Source organism: Alteromonas sp. ASW11-130 (assembly GCF_026183735.1).
Classification (GTDB): domain Bacteria; phylum Pseudomonadota; class Gammaproteobacteria; order Enterobacterales; family Alteromonadaceae; genus Alteromonas.
In genome coordinates, this window is the sequence record NZ_JAPFRE010000004.1 from 39,313 (window position 1) to 65,045 (window position 25,733).

Sequence of the window (25,733 nt, forward strand, 5' to 3'; positions counted from 1 at the left end):
CTGCACACGCCGTCATTTTTTTGGCTTAATTTAAACGTTTTGGGTGGAAATTAATTTTAATCTTGGCCTGGTAATTGCTGAACTTGTACTAACTACCGTAATTTCGCCAAACGGCAGTCACAGCAGTGACAGTTAAATCTTCAGGAGTGGTCATGGACATTAAAGCAAACAGTTTGTATCAAGAAATGCAGGCAATGATTTCTCAGGCACAACTTCCCGTACATGAAGCCCCCAATATTGTTAAGCAGCCCGAAAGTGAATTTGGCGCTATGTTAAAAAATGCGCTCGAGGGCGTTAACGATGCGCAGATGCAATCACGAAATATGCAAAAGCGCTTCGAAATGGGTGACCCATCGTTGAGTTTGGCAGAAGTGATGATAGCGAAAGAAAAGTCGAGCATCGCTTTTGAAGCGACCTTGCAAGTACGCAACAAGTTGCTCGATGCTTACAAAACCATTTCTAACATGCCAGTTTAAAATAATTTAAGGTAGTAATAAGATGGCTGAAGCAACTGGCACCAACCTCGCCGTCCCCGACGAAACGGGCGGGGGTAATAACGAACCGGAGAACAAGTCCGGTTTCATGGACACTCTTGGCAGCGCAGATATGATGCGACAAATCGCGCTGGTGGTGGTGTTGGTAATCTGCGTAGCTATTGCCGTATTCATTTTGATTTGGGCACAAGAGCCTGACTACCGCCCTATGGCAAAGATGGAAACAGAGGAGTTAATTGAAACCCTCGACTACATGGATGCCAACCAAATCGATTACAAACTTGAAGGCAATTTGATCTTGGTGCGCAACGACGAATACCAGGATATTCGTTTGGGTATGGCTCGCCAAGGTCTGGTTCGTTCCAATGACACTGGCACTGATATTATTATGCAGGACATGGGCTTTGGGGTAAGCCAGCGGCTGGAAATGGAGCGTTTAAAACACGCCCGCGAACAGCAAATCGCCTCCACTATTCAGGATATGGATAGTATACAAAAAGTGCGCGTCTTACTTGCCATGCCAAAAGAAAATGTGTTTTCTCGTCGAGAGAAAAAAGCCAGTGCTACTGTGGTGTTAACTGCTAAACGCGGTTCAGTGATCACGGGCGAAGAAGTGGATGCTGTGGTCGATATTGTAGCGTCCGCTGTACAAGGGATGGAGCCAAGCAAGGTTACCGTTACTGACAGTAATGGACGTTTGCTTAACTCAGGTTCGCAAGACTCAATGAGTGCCAGAGCCCGTAAAGAATATGAAATCGAACGTAAGCGTGAAGCTGAATACTTAGAAAAAATTGACGCTATTCTTATACCAGTCCTTGGTATCGGTAATTACACCGCACAAGCTGATGTCACCATGGATTTTACCGCCATGGAGCAAACACAACGTACCTATAACCCCGACCTTCCAGCAGTCAGAAGCGAAATGACGGTTGAGCAAAACAGTACGGGAGGAGGGGCCGTCGGGATTCCAGGAGCACTGAGCAATCAACCACCTGCAGCTTCTCAAATTCCTGAAGATGTCACGGGGCAAAGCGCAAATCAATACGTCGCTTCCGGCCGAAACAGCAAAGAGTCTACTCGTAACTATGAACTGGATACCACGATCAGTCATACCAAAAAACAGACTGGCATTATCCGTCGATTAAGTGTTTCAGTTGCGGTAGATCATGTTCGCACAACTACTGAAGATGGCACAGTGACCAGTGAACCACGTCCGCAAGAAGAAGTGATCAAAATTCGACGGTTACTTCAGGGAGGAATTGGTTTCGATGTCGCTCGTGGGGACTCACTGGAAGTGGTCAGCGTACCCTTTACGCGTCTTGAAACCGGTGAAGTTGAAAAAATACCTTTCTGGGAAGACCCCAACTTATTACCTATAATTAAACTGGTAATGGGAGGGCTGGTAATCATCGTGCTGATCCTCGCGGTTATTCGTCCAATGCTTAGAAGACTAATAAACCCTGAATCAGTTAAAAGTTCGGAAGACTTTGATGCTGATGAACGTCTTGACCTGGGCGATGATACCATCAGTATGTTGACGCAAGAGTTTGACGAAGGTCAGGTAGGATTTGCTGCTGACGGCTCTCTCATGTTACCAGATTTGCATAAAGATGAAGATGTACTCAAAGCCGTTCGGGCACTAGTAGCCAATGAACCTGAGCTATCAGCTCAGGTTGTGAAAGGCTGGTTATTGCAGGACGAGTAGGAGAATAACGTGGCAGAAGAATTAGCTTCTCAGCAAGAACCGCAAGGTTATGATGTCAGTAAATTAGAAGGACTGGAAAAAGCCGCTATTTTGCTGCTTAGTCTTTCAGAAGAAGATGCTGCACAGATACTGAAACACCTTGAACCAAAACAAGTTCAAAAACTTGGTTCAGAAATGGCTAAAGTCGATGATATGACACAAGCCAAAATCACCGCTGTTCACAAGCATTTTATCGAAGAGATTCAAAATTATAGTACCATCGGCTTCCAAAGCCAGGACTTTGTAAAACGTGCGCTGACCGCAGCATTGGGTGAAGATAAAGCGGCTAACCTGATTGATCAAATCATGATGGGAACAGGGGCGAAAGGTCTTGATTCACTCAAATGGATGGATTCAAAACAAGTCGCCAGCATTATTCGCAACGAACACCCGCAGATCCAAACGATTGTTCTATCCTATCTAGAACCAGAGCAAAGTGCCGAGATTTTGGCTCAGTTTCCCGAAAAAGTGCGTCTTGATTTATTAATGCGTATCGCGAACCTGGAAGAGGTTCAGCCAGCAGCCTTACAAGAGTTAAACGAAATTATGGAAAAACAATTTGCTGGCCAAGCCGGTACACAAGCAGCCAAGATGGGCGGCTTAAAATCAGCTGCTGATATTATGAACTATTTGGATACTGCTATCGAAGGGCAGTTAATGGATGCTATTCGCGAGCAAGACGAAGAAATGAGTCAGCAAATCCAAGATTTGATGTTTGTATTCGATAATTTAGTGGATGTAGATGACCGTGGAATACAAGCCATTCTTCGTGAGGTGCAACAAGATGCCCTGCTTAAAGCTATTAAAGGGGCAGATGAAGAGCTTAAAAATAAAATCACGAAGAATATGTCCAAACGTGCGGCTGAAATGCTCGTTGATGACCTTGAAGCCATGGGCCCAGTACGTATTTCCGAAGTGGAAACAGCCCAGAAAGAGATTCTTTCTGTCGCCCGTCGCTTGGCAGACTCAGGCGAAATCATGCTTGGTGGCGGCGGAGGAGAAGAGTTCTTATAAAGGAACACGCTTAACTTATGCCAAAACCTAATCCGTTCGCCACGCAATCTTCTGACGCAGTAAAGAAATGGGACTTACCTTTCGTAGAAAGTACTAAAACCGAAGAGGAAGAGAAACGCACCAATGCGTTAAACCGAAGATCCGACTGGAAGTATGAGCCACCCGAGGAAGTTGAAGAAGAAGAAATTAAACCACCCACTGCCGAGGAAATCGAAGCTATCAGGCAGGCTGCCTACGATGAGGGTCATCAGGAAGGAAAGCAAATCGGGTTCGATGAAGGCAAATCTGAAGGCTTAGAGGCTGGTCAAAAACAAGGTTATGATGAAGGTTTCGCAGCGGGTGAAAATGAGGGACTGGAAAGTGGTAAACAACAAATTGACGCTCAAGCTAATGCTTGGCAACAGTTAATTGAACAGCTAAATTCACCGCTAGGGCAGGTAAACGAAGACGTCCGTAAACAACTGGTAAACCTGGCCCTGACCTTGGCACGTTCAGTTATACGCACCGAAATTAAAACCAACGACGACGTTATTTTTCAAGCGCTTTCAGAAGGTTTGAAAGCGCTGCCGATTAACGAAAAGCAATACCAATTACAGATGCATCCCGATGATATTGCTCGTGTTAAGTCCCACTATTCTGACGAAGAAATTACCAGCAAAAACTGGCAGCTAGTTGAATCACCTTCAATGCAACCCGGCGGTTGTGAAATCATCACCACGCAAAATGCCGTAGATGTGTCAATCGATCGTCGGGTGCGTGATGTTATTGAAAAGTTCATGTTCGAGCAGGGTATCAATAGTGAGTGAAAACCTGGCTGACTATTTTTCTGCGCTGTCGAAACAGGTGCCTCACCCTCCGATTGTGGCGGCGGGGAAGCTAGTCCGAGGTATTGGTTTAACTCTGGAAGCGATCGGCTGTCAGCTACCAGTAGGTAGTCAATGTAAAGTGCAAACAGTCGATGGCGAAATAGAAGCTGAAGTCGTCGGCTTTGGCGACGATATTACCTATCTAATGCCCACCGAGCCCGTGAGGGGAATCGTACCTGGCTCTCGGGTTGCGCCGTTAAATCGAGAAAGCGGGCTTGCTGTGGGAATGGGCTTGCTAGGCAGAGTGGTAGATGGCAACGGACAACCAATGGATGGATTAGGTCCAATAGAAGCTGAAGCTCGCGTACCCACTATTAAACCAGCGATGAATCCGCTTAATCGCCGTCCTATTGAAAACCCAATGGATGTCGGTGTGCGTTCAATCAATGCATTAAACACTGTCGGCATGGGCCAGCGGATGGGCCTGTTCGCGGGAAGTGGTGTGGGGAAAAGCGTATTGTTAGGTATGATGACCCGAGGCAGTAAAGCCGACGTAGTCGTTGTAGGCTTGGTGGGAGAACGGGGACGCGAAGTAAAAGAGTTTATTCACGAAATACTGGGTGATGAAGAACGTAAGCGAGCTGTGGTGGTCGCTGCGCCAGCGGATACGTCACCGTTAATGCGGCTAAAAGGATGCGAAACCGCCGTTACAATTGCGGAGTATTTTCGTGATCAGGGTTTGAACGTATTGTTACTTATCGATTCGCTTACTCGTTATGCTATGGCGCAGCGCGAAATTGCGCTGGCTGTGGGCGAACCGCCCGCGACCAAGGGGTATCCACCATCGGTTTTTGCAAAGCTACCTGCATTAGTGGAGCGGGCAGGTAACGGAGGCGAACATCAAGGATCGATTACGGCCTTCTACACCGTATTAACTGAAGGTGACGATTTACAGGATCCCATTGCCGACGCCGCCAGAGCCATTCTTGATGGGCATATTGTACTGTCTCGGGCACTGGCTGATAGCGGACATTACCCGGCCATTGATATTGAAGCTTCAATCAGCCGTGTAATGCCAATGGTTGTCAGTGATGAGCATCTACTGCTGGCAAGAAGGATTAGACAGGTTTATTCAACGTATAAACAGAACAAAGATTTAATTGCGATCGGCGCGTATGCAAAAGGCTCCGATCCCCGCATTGATTTAGCTATTCAGGCAGAACCGGTAATCAATACGTTTTTACAACAAGGTCATAAAGAAGTTATTTCTTATGATGAGTGTTTACAGGGGATGATGGCACTTGCTAAAGGACTGGGACAATCTCAGTAAGTGACGAGTAATCTATGAGTCAACTTAAACTCGTTGTGCAAATTGAAGAAGAAAGAGAGCAAAAAGCCGCTCAAGCATTTCAGCTTGCCCAGCAGAATGTCAATGCGCAAAAACAAAAACTGCAGAATCTCCAACAGTACCGAATGGAATATTTACGTCAAATCCAAAATAATGGCAAAGGTGGCGTAACCGCTCAAAAGTATCACCAGCACCTTTCATTTATCGGTAAGCTTGATAAAGCATGCGAACAACAACTTGGTGTTATATCTAGAGCTTCTTTGGTAGCAGACGATCGAAAAAAACAGTGGGTAGAACAACAAAAACGCCGTAAAGCAGTGGAAATGGTGATTGAGAACCAACGTATAGTTGCCGAAAGAAAAGAAATGCGTAAACAGCAAAACACCATGGATGAATACGCTGCGCAGAAGTTTTACCGTGCGCAGCGGGAAAAGTACTGAGGTTCCAAATCTTAAGTGAGCTAACGTGTTCGTGTAAGACTATGCGTTTTATCGTGTAGGTATTGATATAGAAACCAGCTAAATTACAGGGCAAATTCGTTTTTAAAATTTCAACGGGGTTTCCGTAAAGAAGGATGGGAATCTTGTAGGAAGGAGATTTTTTTGTGCTTCTAAATGCATAAGCTGGGGTTAACACTAGCGCAGGAAAACACCGAGCAATAAGATGCTTTTTCAGCAGCGTTCCCTATGGAATAATACGATACCTACGTTTCCTGTGTTCATAGAACGCCACAGGGGAACGCTTGTCGTGCTTTATAACACAATGAATTCTAGCCATTTTCTGCTCTAAAAATCTATCTTAAAGAATTGTTCTTTATTAACACTTTAGCCATGTGGAACAAATCTTGCCATTCATATGGAGGTATCGTCATTTTTAGTTGATTAACCTTTGTTTTAAAAGGTAATCAAGAGGTGTGAAAGGAAATATTATGCAACAAGTTGCCACTAAAGGTTCACAAATTGCCGCTTTGCCGATTGACCTGGAAGTGCAGTCTTCGCAACGGGTCAATAACAATGATCACTTCAGGCAGGCACTTGAACAGTCGGCTAACCGGAATGCTGAAAAAGATAAAAAAGGCGAAGTAACACCTATCTGGAAGGCTCCGGAACAAAAACCACGTGCTTCAAAAACGGATCAAATTGTTTCTGAACGACCCGAAGTCTCCAAAGCAACTATCGACTCGCATAAAAAAGTCGAAACTAAATCAATTACCCCGCCTAACGCTGAGCAGGTGAATGCTAAGCCTAAAAAGAACGAATTAGAAGATGAAAACAATGATACCAATTGGCTTGAGTTGGTTGAATCGGTGAAAGAATATAATGACAACCCGGATAAAGCGGCATTAGCAAATGTCGCTGATACAGTGTCGGGCGATGATATTATTCTCTCTGACGAACTGGCAGCAAAGATCGAAGCTTTATTAGCGACTTTAGGAGAAGATAGCGCTATTTCAAATGACGAAATGTCTATTCTTTCAGTTATTCAACAACAGTTGAATGCGAGGGATACGGAAGCTGAAAACCCCGTCACTTTACCGTCACTGTTAAATAATATATCGCAAAGCTTAAATGAGATGGTTACCAAAGCAGTGGACGCAGGGAATAATACGGAGTCGCCTAAATTAACATCGCTAGCCGCAGCTATGTTGGCCTTGCAGTCTTCTCAACCCGAAACCGCTGACGATCCTAAAGCTGTTTTAGCACCTCAGGATGGGGTTAAATCCGCGGCCGATTTGGAAGAAACCGCTAAATTATTGATTTCGCTAATGCAGTCAGAAAAAAATAATGCGGCTAATACATCACCCAAAACCAATGATCTGTCTTATGAGAAGATGACCTTGTCGCAGAATGCAGAAAAGCTTTTACAGAACATGCAAAAGCTTTCTGATAAAGGTCAGGGTGAAACCGTAGAGGCTATAGCTGATAGAGTATTAAAGCTGCTACCTCCCAATGCGTCTGAGCAACAGCAGCAAACTGTTAAAAATGCCGTTATCGCCGGCCTTAACGAAATGAACGCTCAATTAGCGCAAGGACGTGAACCTGGTATTAGCTTACAAGATATGATTGCCGGTGCGCTGAGTGAAGCTAATATCCAGTTTGATAATTCGGTGAAGCAACAGCTGGAAGGCCAGTTTACGTTACTAAACAATGCCATGCAAACCGCCCAACAAACCATGGTCCAGGATACTGACAGACAGACAATAGCGTCTATCGATACCTCGCTTCGAGAAAACAGCCAAATTCGCAGCGAAATGTCTAAAGCACAGCAAGCGGCCGATGGATTCGATAAACCAGTCAATTTACAACGCGCAGAAGGTCAGCAACAGCTAAGTGAAAAAATTCGCTGGATGATTAACAGTAGAAGTAGTTTGGCAGAAATACGTCTAGATCCCCCTGAGTTAGGAAGCATGCAGGTTCGGGTAAATATTTCTGGTGACACTGCCAACGTAAACTTTGTAGTGCAGTCGCAACACGCAAAAGATACGTTAACGGAGGCAGAGAATAGATTGCGCGATATGTTGGCTGAGCAGGGTATTACATTAGGTGAATCATTTGTCCAGCAGCAGGGTTCTCAGCAAGAAAATGCAGAAGGGGAGCATGGCGGTAGCGGGCACCGGGGTGAGTCATCTGAAGATGAAGAGCAGTCATCGGCCGTGGAAATGAACGTACGAAAGCGCGACACGAACGGTATTGACGACTATGCTTAATAAAACTTTCTCGATTCAATGATTGCCATTTACTGGTGAAACTTGATAATACGCCCTATGAAATTTAATGAGTAAAAAGCATGGCGGAAGAAGAATTACAAATTGAAGAAAGCGGTGGCAAGAGCAAAAAGATGATAATTATCATCATTGCTGTGGTGGTTATTTTAGGTGGCGGAGCAGCTTATTTTTTCTTGTTCGCAGGTTCGGATGCGCCAGTGCAGGAACAACCTGATATGGCACAACTGCAGAACGGTCAACCGGCAGCACCAAAAGCCAATATCGGCACCGCGCTTTATGTGGCCATGCCCAGACCGTTTGTTTTTAATGTACCAGGCAGTGGCCGCGACCGTTTAGTGCAAATCAAAGTGCAACTAATGGTTAGAGGTTCAGACAATGAAGAAGTAGCGAAGTCTCATATTCCATTAATCGAGGGAACACTTCTTCAGGTATTTAGCAATAGCAGCGCTGATGATTTGGTCACTGAAGCTGGAAAGATTACGCTGCGCGAAGATGCGTTGAGCGAAGTTCAGCGAGTAATGAACGATATATCAGGCACGAATGTGGTTGAACAGGTGTTGTTTACCGGTTTCGTAATGCAGTAAAAAGGGTATTAAGTGAGCGATTTATTATCCCAAGACGAGATCGACGCCCTATTACACGGCGTTGATGACGTTGAAGAAGAGGACGTTAGCGAAGGCGAAGGCGGTGATGCGTCTGCGCTTGAATACGACTTCTCATCACAGGATAGGATTGTGCGTGGCCGCATGCCTACGCTGGAAATCGTTAATGAACGTTTTGCCCGACATATGCGAGTCAGCCTGTTTAATATGATGCGGCGCTCAGCTGAAGTGTCAATTAATGGTATCCAAATGATTAAGTTTGGTGAGTACATACATACGCTGTTTGTACCGACCAGTCTTAACATGGTACGTTTTCGTCCACTCAAAGGAACCGGTCTGATCACCATGGAAGCACGTTTAGTGTTTATTCTGGTAGATAATTTTTTTGGGGGCGACGGGCGTTATCATGCCAAAATTGAAGGACGTGAATTTACCCCGACGGAACGGCGTATTATCCAAATGCTACTGAAGATAATCTTTGAGGATTATAAAGAAGCATGGGCCCCTGTAATGGACGTATCATTTGAATATTTAGACTCTGAAGTAAACCCCGCCATGGCGAATATTGTCAGCCCTACCGAAGTGGTGGTAATCAGCTCGTTCCATATTGAGCTAGATGGCGGGGGGGGCGACTTTCACGTGTCGTTGCCCTATTCAATGCTTGAACCTATCAGGGAATTGTTAGATGCAGGTGTTCAAAGCGATAAAGAAGACACCGATCTACGGTGGAGTAAAGCGCTTCGGGATGAAATTATGGATGTGGAAGTGGCGTTAACCACTCACATGCTGGATACAGACGTATCGCTGAAACAAATAATGGAATTTAAACCGGGTGATATTATTCCAGTTGAAATGCCCGAATATATCACCGTATTAATCGAGGATTTACCTACTTTCCGCGCTAAGTTGGGTCGCTCACGTGATAATCTTGCGCTAAAAATTACGGATAAAATCCCAAGACCTACTTCGGTTAAATCTGAACTTCAGCTTTTAACTCGTGGGGGTCGTGTTATTGATAATGACGCTGAGTTGCAGGTGCTGGAAGAAGATCTCTGAGCACGAGACATATGAATGAGGTACTCCTATGAGTGAAGAAGATGGCATGGACGACTGGGCAGCCGCGATGGCTGAACAGGCGGAATCTGAAGATGAGCAGGAAGGTGAAGGCGATAATGTTCAGGTAGCCGAACTGGATGAACTTAAAGAAGATGCGCCGATTACCCAGGAAGAAAAAAAGAAACTGGATACCATCTTAGATATTCCCGTTACTATTTCGATGGAAGTCGGGCGTAGTCAAATTAGTATTCGAAATTTATTGCAACTGAACCAGGGGTCAGTTGTGGAATTAGATCGGGTCGCCGGTGAGCCATTAGATGTATTAGTTAATGGCACGTTGATTGCTCATGGAGAAGTAGTAGTAGTCAACGACAAATTCGGGATTCGGTTAACAGATGTCATTAGTCAAATCGAAAGAATCAAAAAGCTCCGGTAAAAATCATTTCCTATCAAGAGGTTGCGTATTGCTGCCTCTTGGTTTTTCTTCAACAGCTGTTGCGCAAAGCACGCAATCCATTACCAATCCCACTTCGGTACTGTCAATTTTTCTATCACTTTTATTGGTCGTCGCAATTATTTTTGCGCTGGCGTATGTGATGCGACGGTTTAATGTCACTCATTCCAGCAATGGTCAGTTAAAAGTGGTCGCTAGTATGATGGCGGGAGCAAAAGAACGTATCATGGTAATAGAAGTGGGCGATGAACAACATCTTGTTGGCATCACCTCACAATCAATTTCGCATCTGAGCAAGTTAGAAAACAGTATTCAGAGTCAGCAGCCGGCTGATAACCCGGGCGCGTTATTTAAGCAGAAACTGGTCAGCGCCATGGCCGGTAAATTAAACACCTCGTTGAAAGAGGAAAAGCATCATGGCTAATGTGCGTTTCTGGTTCGGCTTTGGACTTTTCAGTTGTTTGTTGTTCTTTGCAGATTCAGTATCGGCACAACAAGGTATTTCTGCGGTAACCGTTACCACTAATCCCGATGGTACTCAGGATTATTCGATGACGCTGCAAGCGGTGTTCATTATGACCGCGCTCAGTTTGATTCCTGCGTTTATCATGATGATGACCTCTTTCACGCGCATAATCGTGGTATTGTCAATTTTGCGGCAGGCGATAGGCCTGCAACAGTCACCTTCAAATCAAATCTTAATTGGTGTAAGCCTGTTCTTGTCATTATTTATAATGTCACCTGTATTTGAGGAAATTAATGAACGCGCATTACAGCCATATTTGGATGAGGTAATGACATCTAAAGAGGCATTCGAGCAAGCTAAAGGGCCTATGCGGGCTTTTATGCTTTCGCAAACTCGTGTCAGGGACTTGGAAACTTTTGTACGCATTGCTGGTGATGAAGATAAATATGAAGAACCTGCTGATGTACCCTTAACCATCCTTATCCCAGCATTTGTCACCAGTGAACTGAAAACAGCCTTTCAAATTGGCTTTATGCTATTCATCCCCTTTCTGATTATTGACTTAGTGGTCGCATCTATATTGATGGCAATGGGGATGATGATGTTATCACCTATGATTGTTTCACTGCCTTTTAAACTCATGTTATTCGTTCTGGTCGATGGCTGGAACCTGATTTTCGGCACCCTGGCAACCAGCTTTGGTATGGGTGTATAGGAGGCGACTATGTCACCAGAGGTCTTTGTACAAATTCTTCGAGAAGCCATGTTTATGGTGATTATGTTGGTTTCAGCGGTGATTGTGCCTAGTTTGATCGTGGGCTTAATTGTCGCTGTCTTCCAAGCGGCTACGTCTATTAATGAACAAACCATGAGCTTTTTGCCACGCTTGCTGGTTACTCTACTGGCGCTAAGTTGGGGCGGAAACTGGTTAGTACAACAGCTAATGGACTTTACTTTCCATATGGTTGATCAGATACCGCAAGTAGTCGGTTAGTGAAGAGTTAAGCGTCATGGTCTATGAATTAGCAGTAATTAACCAGTTTTTAGCAGATATGACGCTTCCTTTCATGCGCATCAGCGGTATGTTTGCCACCATGATAGGCATGAGTGCCAAGTCAATTTCTCCGACAGTTCGCGGCTTACTAACCATATTAATCGCATTCATTATTATGCCGGTCGTCCCCCCTGTGCCGATAGAAAATCTGGTTAGCGTAAGTACCTTCATCATCATTGCAAAAGAAATTTTAATAGGAATTGGAATCGGTTTTGTTTCGATGATGGTATTGAATACATTTGTTCTAGCCGGTCAGATTATCGCCATGCAAACCGGCCTGGGGTTCGCTTCTATTGTCGATCCGGTAAACGGGATCAATGTGCCAGCAGTGGGTCAGTTTTATCTTATTTTAGCCACCTTGCTGTTTTGGACCCTCGACGGCCATCTGGCAATGATTGAGATGGTTGTTATCAGCTTTGAAGCCTTCCCGATAGTAGGCTCATGGTGGACAGGGCAACAGTTGCTCGACATTGTCCATTGGGGGAGTTGGATGTTTATTGCTTCAGTAACGTTGTCACTCGCGCCTATTGTTTCACTACTTATTGTTAATCTGGCTTTCGGTATTATGACCAAAGCCGCACCGCAACTGAATATTTTCAGCATCGGTTTTTCTATCGCGCAGATGATGGGATTGACCATTATCTGGATCACCTTGTCGAACTTCACCATGCACTTTAACGAATTATGGGAACGGGCGTTGCAATTCATGTGTGAATTGCTTGCTGTATGCCCGACTTAAAAGGAGGCAGCCATGGCTGATACCGACGATAAAACGGAAGAACCCACACAGAAAAAAATTGACGATGCCCGTGAAAAAGGGCAGATAGCGCGTTCGAAGGAACTATCGACCACATTAGTTTTAATTTTTAGTGGTGCGATGTTTTTAGTCATTGGCGGACAGCTCGCGGCTTCTCTTTATTCCGTTGCTCTGCGTATGTTCACCCTATCCAGAGATGAAACCTATGATACCACTCATATGTTCGGCGCATGGGGCGATGCACTGACAGCAGTAGCCTTCCCGGTTATTATGTTTCAAATAGTCGCGATGATTGGCGGTATCTACGGTAGCATCGGGGTAGGCGGATTCAATTTTTCCTGGCAATCTGCCGCACCTAAGTTCAATAAGCTTAATCCGCTGAACGGTTTGAAACGCATGTTCGGACCAAATGGGTTGGTAGAGTTACTTAAGTCTATTGCTAAGGTTTTTGTTATTGGCGGGTTAGCGTTGATAGCCATGTTGTATTACGAGGAGGAGGCTATCCACCTGGACATGGAAGCATATCCGGGAAATTTTTTTCATGCAATGGAGATGATTGCATGGGCTTTTTTCATTATGACACTCGGTATGATACCTATTTCTCTTATTGATGTGCCATATCAAAAGCACAAACATAATAAAGAATTAAAAATGACCAAGCAGGAGATCAAGGACGAGCACAAAAACGCTGAAGGGGACCCCCAAACAAAAGGTCGTATTCGCCGATTACAATTCCAGGCTTCAGCGAAACGGATGATGCAAGATGTACCTCAGGCTGATGTGGTTGTCACTAACCCGACTCACTATTCTGTTGCGTTGAAATATGACGAAGAGGGCACCCGTGCGCCAGTTGTTGTTGCCAAAGGTGCCGATGAATTAGCTATGCATATTCGTAAAATTGCGACGGCTAACGATGTACCTTTGATTCCCACCCCTATGCTAACGCGAGCAATATATTACTCCACAGAGGTCAATGCCGAGATTCCACAAAAGCTGTTTATGGCAGTCGCACAGGTACTCGCCTACGTGTTCCAGTTAAAAGCATTCAAAGCTGGAAAAGGTAAACGACCTAAACCGCTTAAGCGAGACTTACCAATCCCTACTGAACTACGCAGATAATGTTTAGATCAGGGGATAACATGGCACAGTAGTTGAAGAGTCATTTGCACACCGACAGTAAGTGTCAAAATTCTGATAGCAAAAAAGTGAGAAGTCAGTTCGATGGAGTTATCCGGTTATCTGCAACGGTTTAACAAAAACCAAATGCAGCAATTCGCCAGTGGTCTAGGCGCCCCAGTCGTTCTTCTGGCTATTATGGGTATGGTTATTTTGCCCATGCCGCCCTTCCTTCTGGATGTACTGTTCAGTTTTAATATTGCGCTTTCATTGGTCATCATCTTAGTAGCGGTACTCACCAAACGTCCAGTGGACTTTGGTATATTTCCGCTGGTCTTATTAATCGCAACGGTACTTCGCTTAGCCCTGAATGTCGCCTCGACCCGGGTCGTACTGCTATATGGTCACGAAGGGGGGGATGCTGCGGGTAAGGTAATCGAAGCGTTTGGTGAAGTTGTAATTGGTGGCAATTTTGCTGTGGGTATCGTGGTCTTTGCTATCTTACTTATTATCAACTTTAAGGTCGTTACCGCAGGTGCTGGCCGTATTTCGGAAGTAAGCGCACGCTTTACGCTTGATGCCATGCCCGGAAAGCAAATGGCTATTGATGCAGACTTGAATGCTGGTTATATCGATCAAGACCAGGCCCGCCAACGGCGAGAAGAAATTACCGCGGAAGCAGATTTTTACGGTTCCATGGATGGTGCCTCCAAATTTGTGAAAGGCGATGCCATCGCCGGCTTATTCATTATGTTAATTAATATTGTGGGTGGATTATTTATTGGCATGATTCAGCACGGTTTGAGCTTTGGCAATGCCCTTGAAGTTTATACCATCATGACGATAGGGGATGGTTTGGTCGCGCAAATCCCGTCGTTGTTACTATCGGTAGCCACTGCCATTATCGTGACGCGGGAAAACGAAGACCAGCAAATGGGTGATGAAATCAGAACCCAGTTAGGCAACCCGCAGGCTTTAAGTATTGCTGCTGTGATTTTGTTTGTGATGGGTATTGTACCAGGCATGCCACATTTAGCTTTTCTCAGTTTCGCAGCCATTGCGGGTGGCTACGCGTTTTGGCAATCCAAACGTATAGGTGCGGAGGAAGCAGAGAAAACGGGTAAAAATACGCCGGCAGCTAAGGCTGGTAGCGTTAATACCGATGACTATATCGCGCCAGAAGTAAAAGAGTTGGGATGGCATGATGTACAACAAGTAGACACTATCGGCTTAGAAGTGGGTTATCGTCTTATACCTTTGGTTGATAAGTCTCAGGGCGGCGAGTTACTGACACGTATTAAAGGCGTCAGGAAAAAACTTTCACAAGAGCTGGGTTTCTTAATTCCGCCAGTGCACATCAGGGATAATTTAGATCTGGACCCTAATGCCTACAATATTGCTATGCTCGGTGTGACCATTGGCGAAGCACAAATAAGTCATGATGAAGAAATGGCCATTAATCCAGGTCAGGTGTTTGGTAAATTGGAAGGGCGTACTACTCAAGATCCAGCATTTGGTTTAGATGCAGTATGGATTAAGCCTAATCAACGTGAACATGCCCAAACACTCGGGTATACCGTAGTTGATGCCGCTACGGTGGTGGCGACGCATCTTAGTCAATTGCTTACCAATAACGCATACCAGTTGCTGGGCCATGAAGAAGTGCAGCAATTATTAGATATACTGGCAAAAAATAATCCCAAACTGGTTGAAGGTTTAGTTCCTGATTTATTGCCATTAAGCACTGTAGTTAAAGTGTTGCAAACCTTGCTATTCGAAGGTGTACCTATCCGTGATATGCGCACCATTGTACAAACCTTAAGTGAGTTTGCACCCAAGAGCCAGGACCCTGACGTACTGGTATCAGCCGTGCGCATTTCGCTCAAGCGGTTAATCGTACAAGAAATTTGCGATGGCAAGCAGGAAATACCTGTCATAACTCTGGCGCCAGAACTGGAACAGATGTTGCACCAGTCATTACAAGCCGGAGGAGAAGATGGCGCAGGCATTGAACCAGGACTGGCTGACAGGATTCAGCAGTCGTTGCAACAAGCCAGTCAGCAACAGGAGTTAGCAGGGGAACCATCAGTTCTGCTGACGTCTGGAATGCTACGTCCAGTCTTATCTCGCTTCTTGAAGTACTCAGTTGAAGGACTACATGTATTGTCCTATCAGGAAGTGCCGGATGATAAACAAATTAAAATTGTTAGCTCTGTGGGTCAATAATATGACGCCATTAAAGAGGCGAGGTTGCAGTGAAAATTAGACGGTTTTATGGCAAAGACATGCGCGAAGCGCTAAATAAAGTTAAAGATGAGCTGGGTAGTGACGCCGTTATCATGTCCAATCGTAAGGTGGCTGATGGGGTAGAATTAGTGGCCGCTTACGACAAAGAACCAGATGTCAAGTTAGGTAATGTAAGACGCCGTAACGATGATACGTCCGCTAAAAAAGGTAAACCAACACCTTCTCTTAGCGAAATTATCGGTGATGATGGTCCCGATAGTTTACGAGCCTTACTGGAAAAGCAGCAATCGGGTGCATCAGAGTCAATTAAAACCCACCAGCCAGATACAAGTTCGGTGGCTCCGGAACAACCGCGTCCAATTTCAGCTTCTTCAAAAACAGTAGCGAAAGAAAATTATTTAAAATTTGATAATGATTTAATTGATACTATGCCTGAACGCGATAGTAGCTTTGGTCAAAGAACTGCAGATAGTGCAGATTTGGCAGGTATCAAGGATGAGATTGAATCTTTACGAAATATTCTTCAGTATCAGCTGGCCGAACTCAAGCAAGAAAAGAAGAGCCGCCATCTACCCACCCATCAATATTTACTACACAGCCTCACGCAGATGGGGCTTAGTGAATCATTGGCCGAACAATTGATTAATTTTACTCCGGCAGAATACAGTGAGCGTGAGTCCTGGGTCTATTTACTCAATTTACTTGCCAACAGATTACAAATAGCTGGGAATGATATTTTACGCCAAACAGGTATTGTTGCTCTTGTTGGCCCTACAGGTACAGGGAAAACTACCACAGTGGCGAAGCTGGCAGCGCGGTATGCACAGCGCCACGGCAGCGATCAGGTGGCCATGATTACAGTGGATACTTATCGTATTGCCGCATATGAACAATTGGCGACTTATGGCAAAATCATAGGGTGCACCGTACGCAAAGCTCAATCTAGTGAAGAATTAGCCGAGCAGTTATTTCAGTTACGCCATAAGCGACTAATCTTGATTGATACGGCTGGCTTTAGTCAGCGCGACAGTCGATTAATTAAGCAGCTTGCTCAATTTGATAATGGCCAGATGCAGCCTGTGAGAAAATATTTGGTCGCGCAAGCCAATACTCAATACGCCGCCATGCAGCGGATTGTCGATGCATATCGTAGAATTAAACTGGACGGTTGTATATTTACTAAACTAGACGAATGTTACAGTTTGGGAGAAATATTAAGTATTGCTGTGGAAAATCAGTTGGCGGTGAGCTATGTTACTGATGGACAACAAGTTCCTGAAGATATTAAAATTGCCGATGCAAAATCTCTCGTATCTGCTGCCGCAAAGCTTTATAAAAAGTATGGTTTGAATCATACTACAAGTAATCAAGTGGTTAACGCAGCACGAGCAGTATGATCGACGATCAAGCGAGTAGCTTACGAAAGATGAATCAATCTCGACTTATAAAAGTGATAGCCGTAACCGGCGGCAAGGGAGGGGTAGGTAAAACTAACATTACCCTTAACACAGCCATTGCGATGGCCAAGCAAGGTAAACGTGTCATGGTACTTGACGCGGACCTTGGCCTGGCTAATGTGGATGTGATGCTAGGGTTACGGGTAGAAAAAAACTTATCCCATGTTTTATCAGGTGAATGTACGCTTGATGAAGTGTTAGTGACCGGCCCTTACGGCATTAAAATTGCGCCCGCAACTTCGGGTACTCAGGCAATGACAGAATTATCGCCTACTGAACATGCCGGTTTAATTCGCGCGTTTAGTGAATTGCGTTCGCAAATCGATATTTTAATAGTCGATACGGCGGCCGGTATCTCTGACATGGTTTTAAGCTTTTCCAGAGCTTCACAAGACATTATGGTGGTCGTGTGTGACGAGCCCACTTCATTGACTGATGCCTACGCCCTTATCAAGATCCTCAACCGCGAGCATGGCGTATTCAAATTCAAGATTGTCGCTAATATGGTGAGAGACATTAGAGAAGGTCAGGAATTATTCAGTAAACTTTCAAAAGTAACCGGGCGGTTCTTAGATGTTGCATTAGAGCTGGTAGCGACCGTACCGTTTGATGAAAATATCCGCCGCGCGGTGCGCAAACAAACCGCGATTGTTGATGCTTTCCCAAGTTCACCAGCGGCGCTGGCTATTTCGCAACTGGCGACAAAAGCATCGAAATGGCCCATCCCTGAACAGCCGGGTGGACATCTAGAGTTTTTCATTGAACAATTAATTTCAAAAAAAGTAGCGGGTAGTTAACGTTGAATAGTAAAGCCGCAGCCTATCGACAGCAAAATGACAAAGCGCAGCTGGTTGAACAGCATGCTACGCTGGTAAAGCGTATTGCTCATCATTTAATGGCAAGACTTCCACCCAGCGTATTGGTGGATGATCTTATACAGGCTGGCATGATTGGTTTACTAGAGGCCGCCAAAAACTTTGACGGTTCTAAAGGCGCAAGTTTCGAAACGTTCGCAGGTATTCGTATCCGTGGTGCTATGCTGGATGAAATCCGTAAAGGCGACTGGACGCCGCGTTCGGTCCATAAAAACAGCCGCGCCATATCTGAAGCCATATCACAGGTAGAGAAAGAAACCGGACGCGATGCCAAAGATGCAGAGATAGCGTCTGTTTTGAATGTTAGTCTCGATGATTATCATCAAATGCTAAATGAAGTGAACGCTGGAAAGCTTGTCGGCATTGAAGACTTAGGCGTAACTGAAGACGTTATCACGACAGAAGAAAATGCAGGAAGTGATACGCCACTAGATGATTTAATGCAAGGAGCTTTTCAAAAAGCACTTGCTCATGCTATTACTACATTACCCGAAAGAGAAGCAATCGTTTTGTCTTTATACTATGATGAAGAACTTAACCTTCGGGAAATTGGTGAAGTGCTGGATGTTAGCGAATCCAGAGTTAGCCAAATTCACAGCCAGGCCATGTTAAAACTCAAATCACGAATGAAATCATGGCGGGTGGGTGACTAATTAAATTACAATGAATATCAATAACTAATAACCCTCACTGGAGGCCATTTTGGACAAAAATATGAAAATTCTCGTGGTTGACGACTTTTCAACTATGAGACGTATCATAAAAAACCTGCTAAAAGATTTGGGGTTTTCCAATATCCAGGAAGCGGACGATGGAAGTACTGCGTTACCAATGTTACAGCAGGGTGATTTTGACTTTGTCGTCACCGACTGGAACATGCCCGGTATGCAAGGTATCGATTTGTTACGCGCCATTCGAGCGGATGACAAACTTAAACATTTGCCTGTCCTAATGGTTACTGCCGAAGCGAAAAAGGAGCAAATTGTTGCTGCTGCTCAGGCGGGTGTAAATGGTTATGTTGTCAAGCCATTTACTGCTGCAACTCTTAAGGAAAAACTCGACAAAATCTTCGAACGTTTAGGTTAATCCAGACGCTCCAACGGTAGAGGAAAACTGGATGTCGACACACAACGTCCCTATAACATTAGAAGAAGCCAAGCAGTTGGTCGTTTTTCTGGAGGAAGGCGATCATGAGTCAGCTCGAGCCTTACTCGAAGCCGCCTCAATGAAAGAGTCAATAGAACTTTTTGCTGAAGTGGGTAAACTGACTCGACAACTTCATGACGCGCTAAATAGTTTTCAGTTAGACGAACGCATTGCTGGATTGGCTACTGATGAAATTCCCGATGCCCAATCTCGTTTGACATATGTCATTGAAGAAACCGAGAAAGCGGCTAATACTACTATGGATGCCGTTGAGGCAAGTATGCCAATCGCTGAAACATTGTCTCAGCGCATTGACACTATTATGCCTGAGTGGAAAAAGTTGATGAACAGGCAAATCGAAGTCGGGGAATTTAAATCGCTGTGCACCGATCTGGATAAATTGTTAACCGATGCATCAGCTGAATCCGCAAAGTTAACCAGTTTATTAACAGAAGTGTTGATGGCGCAGGGGTATCAGGATTTAACAGGTCAAGTTATACGCCGTGTTATCGATTTGGTTAAGGAAGTAGAAGATAGCTTGGTTAACATGTTGACCATGTTCGGTGATGTTGAAAAAGCCGAAAAGACTACTAAACCTTTAAAAGATCAGACCGATAAGATTGAAGCAGAGGGGCCAATTATCGACGCAGAACAACGTGATGATGTTGTTCAGGGGCAAGATGATGTGGATGACCTCTTATCGAGCTTAGGTTTTTAGGGGAGCAGACGCATGTCGTTTGACGTTGACGAGGATATATTACAGGACTTTCTGGTTGAGGCCGGCGAGATACTGGAACAATTACAAGAACAACTCGTTGATCTGGAAAACAATCCAGACGATGCCGATTTACTAAATGCAATTTTCCGTGGATATCATACGGTAAAAGGTGGAGCAGGTTTTCTGTCACTCACCGAATTAGTCGAAATTTGTCATGGTGCAGAAAATGTCTTTGACGTCATGCGCAATGGTCAACGCACGCTGACACCCGAATTAATGGATGTCATTCTACAAGCAACCGATGTTGTGGTAGAAATGTTCGAAAAGGTCAAAGCACGTGATCCCCTAGAACCCGCGGATGCTGGATTAGTTGAGATTTTACATAAGCTAAGCAAACCCGAAACGCCAGACGAAAATATATTTGGTCAGGAAACAGCTGTTGGTCAACAACAAACTGCGCCTGAAGAAGAGGAAGAGTTAATAGTAGAAGAAATCCCCCAAGCGCCAGAAGTGTCTGCTATGCATGCGCAGCCTTCAAGTGAAAGCGGCGGTAGCATTGAAGATATTTCCGAAGATGAATTCGAAGCTTTGTTAGATGAATTACATGGTGGGGGAGCACCAGGACGCCCTGCGCAACCTGAAGTCGCGGCGGCTAAAGCGGAAAGCAAGAATATTAAGCCAGAAGAAGCTGCGTCAGGCAACACGGAAGATATCACCGATGATGAATTTGAAGCACTTCTTGACGAACTTCATGGCAAAGGCCAGTTTAAAGGTGGTGCGGAAGAAGAAGCTGCCACACCCGCTGAATCTGCTAAAGCAAGTTCAGCGAATAGTGGGGATGATGAAATAACTGACGATGAGTTTGAAAAACTACTCGACCAGTTACACGGTTCTGGACAAGGCCCTTCTGTGGCTAAAGAAGCGTCAACCGCTGCCCCTAAAAAGGCAGAGCCTAAAGTTGAAAAAAGCGCTGTTCAGGTAGATAAAACCGCAACAGAGGCGGTAAATAAAGCCAAAGCTGAACAAACAACGAAACCGACTTCTGCGCCAGCAGCCAAAACAGATGCGCAATCTTCAGCGCCCGCCGCTAAAAAAGAAGACAAAAAAGCTGCTGGAGCAGCGCCACAAGCTGAAACCACCGTACGTGTAGATACTAAACGCCTTGACCAAATTATGAATATGGTCGGTGAATTGGTGTTAGTGCGAAATCGATTGTTAAGCTTAGGCATTAACGTCAATGACGAATCCATGTCTAAAGCCATTTCCAACTTGGATGTGGTGACAGGGGACCTGCAAGGTGCGGTAATGAAAACCCGCATGCAACCAATTAAAAAGGTGTTTGGTCGGTTCCCTCGAGTGGTAAGGGATTTAGCGCGTAGTCTTAAAAAAGAAATTACCCTTGAACTGGAAGGGGAAGAAACAGATCTAGATAAAAACCTAGTTGAAGCGCTTGCTGATCCATTGGTTCACTTGGTTAGAAACTCTGTGGACCATGGGATTGAGATGCCTGATGAACGCCAGGCGGCAGGTAAAGCTCGAATGGGGACGGTTAAACTATCCGCGTCTCAAGAAGGTGATCACATCCTTCTAACTATTGACGATGATGGTAAGGGGATGGATCCCGAAAAATTAAAAGAGATTGCTATCAATCGTGGCGTGCTTGATTCAGATGCTGCAGCCCGAATGTCAGATGTAGAGGCATTTAATCTCATTTTCGCCCCTGGGTTCTCCACTAAAACTGAAATTAGCGACATTTCGGGTCGCGGCGTCGGTATGGACGTGGTCAAAACGAAAATTAACCAGCTTAATGGAACCATTAATATTGATTCTCAGCTAGGTAAGGGTACCCGTTTAGAAATCAAAGTTCCGTTAACGCTCGCTATTTTACCCACCTTGATGATCGTTGTTGGCAAACAGACCTTTGCTTTACCGTTAGGGGCGGTAAATGAAATTATTAACATGGACATCAAGAAAACCAACACGGTTGATGGGCAGCTAACCATGATCGTTAGATCGAAGGCGATTCCCTTATTTTTCCTGGGTGAATGGCTAATTCGTGGCCCAAAAAATATAGAGAAGACGAAAGGTCACGTGGTAGTTGTGCAGATTGGTACGCAACAAGTAGGCTTTGTGGTTGATGCATTGATAGGACAGGAAGAAGTGGTTATTAAACCGCTAGATGCTTTACTTCAGGGGACCCCTGGTATGGCAGGTGCAACGATTACATCGGATGGTGGTATTGCGTTAATTCTGGATATTCCCAGTCTACTCAAACGTTATGCACGGAAGAGTTTGAAATAAAAAATATTAAAAATAGGAAAGCTCGCATCAATGGTGTTTAAAGTCCTGGTAGTGGATGATTCGACGTTTTACCGGCGACGTGTCCGTGAAATTCTTAACGAAGATAGAGAACTGGAAGTGGTAGGCGAGGCCAGGAACGGCCAGGAAGCCATTGACAAAATCATGGAACTGTCGCCCGATGTGGTTACCATGGATGTGGAAATGCCGGTTCTTGATGGTATTTCGGCAGTTAAAGCGATTATGGACAAAAAACCGCTGCCTATCCTTATGTTCTCTTCGTTGACCCATGACGGCGCGCAAGCTACGCTGGATGCACTAGAAGCGGGAGCTATCGACTTTCTTCCCAAAAAGTTTGAAGACATCGCCGATGATAGGCGAGAGGCGTCTTTGCAATTGCGCACGAAAGTGCGATTAATAGCAAGACGCGGAAGGGGTATACAGCGACCCTCAATGGCCTCTTTACGGCCCACACCGTCGACGTCTGCTGGGGCAACTAAGCCGAAGTTTTTCCGGTCTTCATCATTGCTAGCCGGGCGTTCAGATGCCACCCCACAGCCGACCGTTTCAAAAGTTATTGCGTCTGGGAAAAAGTATCGGTGTTTAGCTATTGGAGCATCCACAGGCGGACCCGTGGCATTGCAACAAGTACTCACTAAAATTCCCGAACATTTTTCAGTGCCTATTTTTTTGGTTCAACATATGCCTGGTACTTTTACCAAGGCTTTCGCTCAACGGTTAAATACACACTGCAAATTTCCGGTAAAAGAAGCTGAGCATGGTGATATCGTCAAACCCGGCTGCGCCTATCTCGCGCCTGGCGGCAAACAGATGTTGGTTGAAGGAAAGGGTCACACCGTAAAGATAGTTATAGCAGATGCCAATCCAGCTGATAAAATTAGTTATAAACCGAGTGTTGATTTGACATTTGAAAGCCTTTTGCCAGTCTATGGAGGAGATGTTTTAGGACTTATCCTGACTGGGATGGGAGCCGATGGCAAAGAAGGCTGCAGGAAACTAAAGGATAAAGGGGCGACAATTTGGGCCCAGGATAAAGCAACGTGTGTCGTGTACGGCATGCCGCAAGCTGTAGCATCGGCCAATATTGCTGAAAAGAATATTCCTATCGGGGATATCGCTGACTGTATTCTGACAGAGATGACACCACGATAACTTACTGAAAAGGTAAGTTACCCACGTGTTACGCCGGGGACGTAAACTTGAAAATCTGGACGATTGCCAATCAAAAAGGTGGAGTAGGAAAAACCACTACAACTGTAACGCTAGGAGGAATACTAGCGCAGCGAGGCGAACGTGTCCTATTAGTTGATACCGATCCCCATGCCTCATTGAGTTATTATTTCGGGATTGACTCTGAGGAACTTTCTTCTTCAGTCTACGATATCTTCGTTAATAAAACGCCAGTAACTGCCGATACAGTCCTTGATTGTCTTTGTCCCACAAAGTTAGATAGTTTGTTTATCTTGCCAGCCACTATGGCATTAGCAACATTAGACAGACAACTGGGGAATCAGCATGGAATGGGTCTGATATTAAAAAAAGCGTTGGCGAAAGTTGAAAAAGATTTTGATTATGTCTTGTTAGACTGCCCACCAGTACTTGGCGTATTGATGGTGAACGCATTAGCTGCCTGTGAAAAAGTAATTGTGCCAGTACAAACCGAGTTTTTGGCGCTAAAAGGCTTAGACCGTATGGTTCAAACGTTAAAAATAATGGGCCGCTCGTTACAAAAGTCGTTTGATACAATTATCGTTCCTACAATGTTTGATAAGCGAATTAATGCGGCAGCTGAAGCGGATGCACGCTTACGCGAAGATTATGGTGACAGCGTATGGAGCAGTATGGTGCCTGTCGATACGCGGTTCAGGGACGCCAGTCAGGCGCAATCACCCGCTTCAGTTGTTTATCCAAAGGCAAGAGGTGTTTACGCCTACAAAAAACTGTTAAATGAATTGGAGCAATAACTCGACATGAGTAAAAGCACGCCTTTTGCCAAAGAAGATGTGATGGAGGCCTATTTGGATAGTCTTCTTCACGGGCCTGAAGATCCGACAGAAGTGACAGCGCGCACAGCGAAGTTACTCGAAAAGGCGAGTCTGGATATTGTTAAAGAAGAAGTGCCCGCCACCACGCCGGCGCCCCCTGTTGATGAATCCGTTATTGATGAAGAAGCATTAGCGGAAACTAGCGTAGTTGCCACTCCGCCGCCGGAAAAAATAGTACCAGTACACGAATTATTAGAAGAGCAGTTTCAAGCTCTGTTCTTTGAGGTGGCCGGTTTAACCATGGCGGTACCGCTAATTACATTAGGCGGCATACACAGGCTAGAGAAGGTGGGTCCGTTGATAGGCAAGCCTAAATGGTTTAAAGGCGTGATGCTACATCGTGAACAAAAATTAAACGTTGTAGATACGGCAATGTGGGTTATGCCAGAAAAATATGATCAAAAGCTGGCAGAAGCGCTAAACTATCAGTATCTTATAATGCTAGGGGACAGCGCTTGGGGCTTAGCCAGTGACAAGCTAGTCAATACAATTACCTTACGTAAAAATGAGGTAAAGTGGCGGGAGTCTACAGGTAAACGTCCCTGGTTAGCGGGAATGGTCAAGAACAAGATGTGTGCGTTAGTAGACGTACACCATTTAATTTCAATGCTAAACAAAGGTCTGGGCAGTAATGATAATGTGTCCAGCAATCGGAGTCAGGTAAATGAATGACGAAAGAAGCAACAGCAACGCAGCTGACAGCAATGATGAAGTATTACAGTGGGTAACTTACCGCTTAGGTGACGAAACTTACGGCATTAACGTAATGCAGGTTCAGGAAGTGCTGCGTCATACTGAAATTGCACCTGTACCTGGCGCGCCAGATTATGTTCTAGGCATTATCAACTTACGTGGTAATGTGGTAACAGTTATTGATACCCGCGCTCGGTTTGGTCTTCCGCCGAAAGACATCACTGATAACACACGGATTGTTATTATAGAGTCTGATGAGCAGGTGGTCGGTATTCTGGTTGATAGCGTGGCTGAAGTGGTTTACTTGCGATCATCTGAAATTGATAGTGCACCAAATGTCGGTACTGAAGAGAGCGCGAAGTTTATTCAAGGTGTAAGCAATCGTGACGGCGAACTGCTTATCCTCGTTGATTTAAATAAATTATTGAGCGATGAAGAGTGGGATGAGATAAGTTCTCTTTAACTTCATATGTTCAGTTTGAGGCAGGTTTTTTTCCTGCCTTTTTTATTAATAGCTTACCGTCATTGCATATATGGACTCCCGGTTCATTTCAAGGATATTTTTAATATAAGTTGGAAGATTGCATGCGCATATTC

General features: G+C 44.9%; 26 protein-coding genes. All 26 read left to right on the forward strand.

The features are described from left to right. Nucleotides 1-152: 152 nt before the first annotated feature. The 26 genes from fliE to OPS28_RS00960 all read left to right on the forward strand — a co-directional run bounded on the left by fliE (nucleotide 153) and on the right by OPS28_RS00960 (nucleotide 25,599). A complete protein-coding gene (fliE, locus tag OPS28_RS00835; protein WP_265607512.1) occupies nucleotides 153-476 on the forward strand; it encodes a flagellar hook-basal body complex protein FliE in 324 nt (107 codons plus the stop codon). 22 nt (nucleotides 477-498) lie between these two features. After that, the gene (gene fliF, locus OPS28_RS00840) at nucleotides 499-2,199 is read left to right on the forward strand and encodes a flagellar basal-body MS-ring/collar protein FliF (RefSeq protein ID WP_265607513.1); all 1,701 of its coding nucleotides are present in this window, start codon (nucleotides 499-501) and stop codon (nucleotides 2,197-2,199) included. A gap of 9 nt (nucleotides 2,200-2,208) precedes the next feature. Next, complete coding sequence (fliG, locus tag OPS28_RS00845) at nucleotides 2,209-3,252, forward strand: flagellar motor switch protein FliG (protein ID WP_265607514.1); 1,044 nt, start codon at nucleotides 2,209-2,211, stop codon at nucleotides 3,250-3,252. Nucleotides 3,253-3,269: 17 nt separating this feature from the next. Continuing rightward, nucleotides 3,270-4,058 (forward strand): flagellar assembly protein FliH, encoded by a 789-nt coding sequence (gene fliH / locus OPS28_RS00850; RefSeq protein ID WP_265607515.1) that lies wholly within the window; start codon nucleotides 3,270-3,272, stop codon nucleotides 4,056-4,058. Further along, the gene (fliI, locus tag OPS28_RS00855; protein WP_332017545.1) at nucleotides 4,051-5,388 is read left to right on the forward strand and encodes a flagellar protein export ATPase FliI; all 1,338 of its coding nucleotides are present in this window, start codon (nucleotides 4,051-4,053) and stop codon (nucleotides 5,386-5,388) included. The genes fliH and fliI overlap by 8 nt, the downstream gene beginning before the upstream one ends. Nucleotides 5,389-5,402: 14 nt before the next feature. After that, nucleotides 5,403-5,846, forward strand: coding sequence for a flagellar export protein FliJ (gene fliJ, locus OPS28_RS00860; RefSeq protein WP_265607516.1), 444 nt, complete (start codon nucleotides 5,403-5,405; stop codon nucleotides 5,844-5,846). A gap of 488 nt (nucleotides 5,847-6,334) precedes the next feature. Beyond that, the gene (locus OPS28_RS00865) at nucleotides 6,335-8,113 is read left to right on the forward strand and encodes a flagellar hook-length control protein FliK (protein WP_265607517.1); all 1,779 of its coding nucleotides are present in this window, start codon (nucleotides 6,335-6,337) and stop codon (nucleotides 8,111-8,113) included. A gap of 80 nt (nucleotides 8,114-8,193) precedes the next feature. Then, the gene (gene fliL / locus OPS28_RS00870) at nucleotides 8,194-8,715 is read left to right on the forward strand and encodes a flagellar basal body-associated protein FliL (protein ID WP_265607518.1); all 522 of its coding nucleotides are present in this window, start codon (nucleotides 8,194-8,196) and stop codon (nucleotides 8,713-8,715) included. Nucleotides 8,716-8,727: 12 nt separating this feature from the next. Then, nucleotides 8,728-9,789 (forward strand): flagellar motor switch protein FliM, encoded by a 1,062-nt coding sequence (gene fliM, locus OPS28_RS00875; protein WP_265607519.1) that lies wholly within the window; start codon nucleotides 8,728-8,730, stop codon nucleotides 9,787-9,789. A gap of 28 nt (nucleotides 9,790-9,817) precedes the next feature. Next, on the forward strand, nucleotides 9,818-10,225 hold the full coding sequence (gene fliN / locus OPS28_RS00880) for a flagellar motor switch protein FliN (protein ID WP_265607520.1): 408 nt from the start codon (nucleotides 9,818-9,820) through the stop codon (nucleotides 10,223-10,225). 28 nt (nucleotides 10,226-10,253) lie between these two features. Then, entirely contained in the window at nucleotides 10,254-10,667 is a 414-nt protein-coding gene (fliO, locus tag OPS28_RS00885; RefSeq protein ID WP_265607540.1) for a flagellar biosynthetic protein FliO, read from the forward strand. Then, nucleotides 10,660-11,424: a flagellar type III secretion system pore protein FliP gene (gene fliP, locus OPS28_RS00890; protein ID WP_265607521.1), complete on the forward strand. Its 765-nt coding sequence runs from the start codon at nucleotides 10,660-10,662 to the stop codon at nucleotides 11,422-11,424. The genes fliO and fliP overlap by 8 nt, the downstream gene beginning before the upstream one ends. A 9-nt stretch (nucleotides 11,425-11,433) precedes the next feature. Then, on the forward strand, nucleotides 11,434-11,703 hold the full coding sequence (gene fliQ / locus OPS28_RS00895) for a flagellar biosynthesis protein FliQ (protein WP_169210179.1): 270 nt from the start codon (nucleotides 11,434-11,436) through the stop codon (nucleotides 11,701-11,703). A gap of 16 nt (nucleotides 11,704-11,719) precedes the next feature. Further along, nucleotides 11,720-12,502 carry a flagellar biosynthetic protein FliR gene (gene fliR / locus OPS28_RS00900; protein WP_265607522.1) on the forward strand — a complete coding sequence of 261 codons (783 nt, stop codon included), beginning with the start codon at nucleotides 11,720-11,722 and terminating at the stop codon, nucleotides 12,500-12,502. A gap of 12 nt (nucleotides 12,503-12,514) precedes the next feature. Further along, nucleotides 12,515-13,639, forward strand: a complete 1,125-nt coding sequence (gene flhB / locus OPS28_RS00905; protein ID WP_265607523.1) for a flagellar biosynthesis protein FlhB — start codon at nucleotides 12,515-12,517, stop codon at nucleotides 13,637-13,639. Between the two features lie 102 nt (nucleotides 13,640-13,741). After that, nucleotides 13,742-15,862 carry a flagellar biosynthesis protein FlhA gene (flhA, locus tag OPS28_RS00910; RefSeq protein WP_265607524.1) on the forward strand — a complete coding sequence of 707 codons (2,121 nt, stop codon included), beginning with the start codon at nucleotides 13,742-13,744 and terminating at the stop codon, nucleotides 15,860-15,862. Nucleotides 15,863-15,891: 29 nt separating this feature from the next. Beyond that, nucleotides 15,892-17,280: a flagellar biosynthesis protein FlhF gene (gene flhF, locus OPS28_RS00915; protein ID WP_265607525.1), complete on the forward strand. Its 1,389-nt coding sequence runs from the start codon at nucleotides 15,892-15,894 to the stop codon at nucleotides 17,278-17,280. After that, nucleotides 17,277-18,137, forward strand: a complete 861-nt coding sequence (locus OPS28_RS00920) for a MinD/ParA family ATP-binding protein (RefSeq protein WP_265607526.1) — start codon at nucleotides 17,277-17,279, stop codon at nucleotides 18,135-18,137. The genes flhF and OPS28_RS00920 overlap by 4 nt, the downstream gene beginning before the upstream one ends. Nucleotides 18,138-18,139: 2 nt before the next feature. Continuing rightward, nucleotides 18,140-18,868, forward strand: coding sequence for an RNA polymerase sigma factor FliA (locus OPS28_RS00925; protein ID WP_265607527.1), 729 nt, complete (start codon nucleotides 18,140-18,142; stop codon nucleotides 18,866-18,868). A gap of 49 nt (nucleotides 18,869-18,917) precedes the next feature. Continuing rightward, nucleotides 18,918-19,301, forward strand: a complete 384-nt coding sequence (gene cheY, locus OPS28_RS00930) for a chemotaxis response regulator CheY (protein ID WP_108567833.1) — start codon at nucleotides 18,918-18,920, stop codon at nucleotides 19,299-19,301. A 31-nt stretch (nucleotides 19,302-19,332) separates the two neighbouring features. Next, nucleotides 19,333-20,079, forward strand: coding sequence for a protein phosphatase CheZ (locus tag OPS28_RS00935; protein ID WP_265607530.1), 747 nt, complete (start codon nucleotides 19,333-19,335; stop codon nucleotides 20,077-20,079). 12 nt (nucleotides 20,080-20,091) lie between these two features. Beyond that, on the forward strand, nucleotides 20,092-22,380 hold the full coding sequence (locus tag OPS28_RS00940) for a chemotaxis protein CheA (RefSeq protein WP_265607532.1): 2,289 nt from the start codon (nucleotides 20,092-20,094) through the stop codon (nucleotides 22,378-22,380). 30 nt (nucleotides 22,381-22,410) lie between these two features. Continuing rightward, nucleotides 22,411-23,550 (forward strand): protein-glutamate methylesterase/protein-glutamine glutaminase, encoded by a 1,140-nt coding sequence (locus OPS28_RS00945; RefSeq protein WP_265607533.1) that lies wholly within the window; start codon nucleotides 22,411-22,413, stop codon nucleotides 23,548-23,550. Nucleotides 23,551-23,597: 47 nt separating this feature from the next. Beyond that, nucleotides 23,598-24,362, forward strand: coding sequence for a ParA family protein (locus OPS28_RS00950; protein ID WP_265607534.1), 765 nt, complete (start codon nucleotides 23,598-23,600; stop codon nucleotides 24,360-24,362). Nucleotides 24,363-24,368: 6 nt separating this feature from the next. Continuing rightward, nucleotides 24,369-25,115: a chemotaxis protein CheW gene (locus OPS28_RS00955; RefSeq protein ID WP_265607535.1), complete on the forward strand. Its 747-nt coding sequence runs from the start codon at nucleotides 24,369-24,371 to the stop codon at nucleotides 25,113-25,115. Further along, entirely contained in the window at nucleotides 25,108-25,599 is a 492-nt protein-coding gene (locus OPS28_RS00960; RefSeq protein WP_265607536.1) for a chemotaxis protein CheW, read from the forward strand. The genes OPS28_RS00955 and OPS28_RS00960 overlap by 8 nt, the downstream gene beginning before the upstream one ends. The last annotated feature ends 134 nt before the right edge of the window (nucleotides 25,600-25,733 follow it).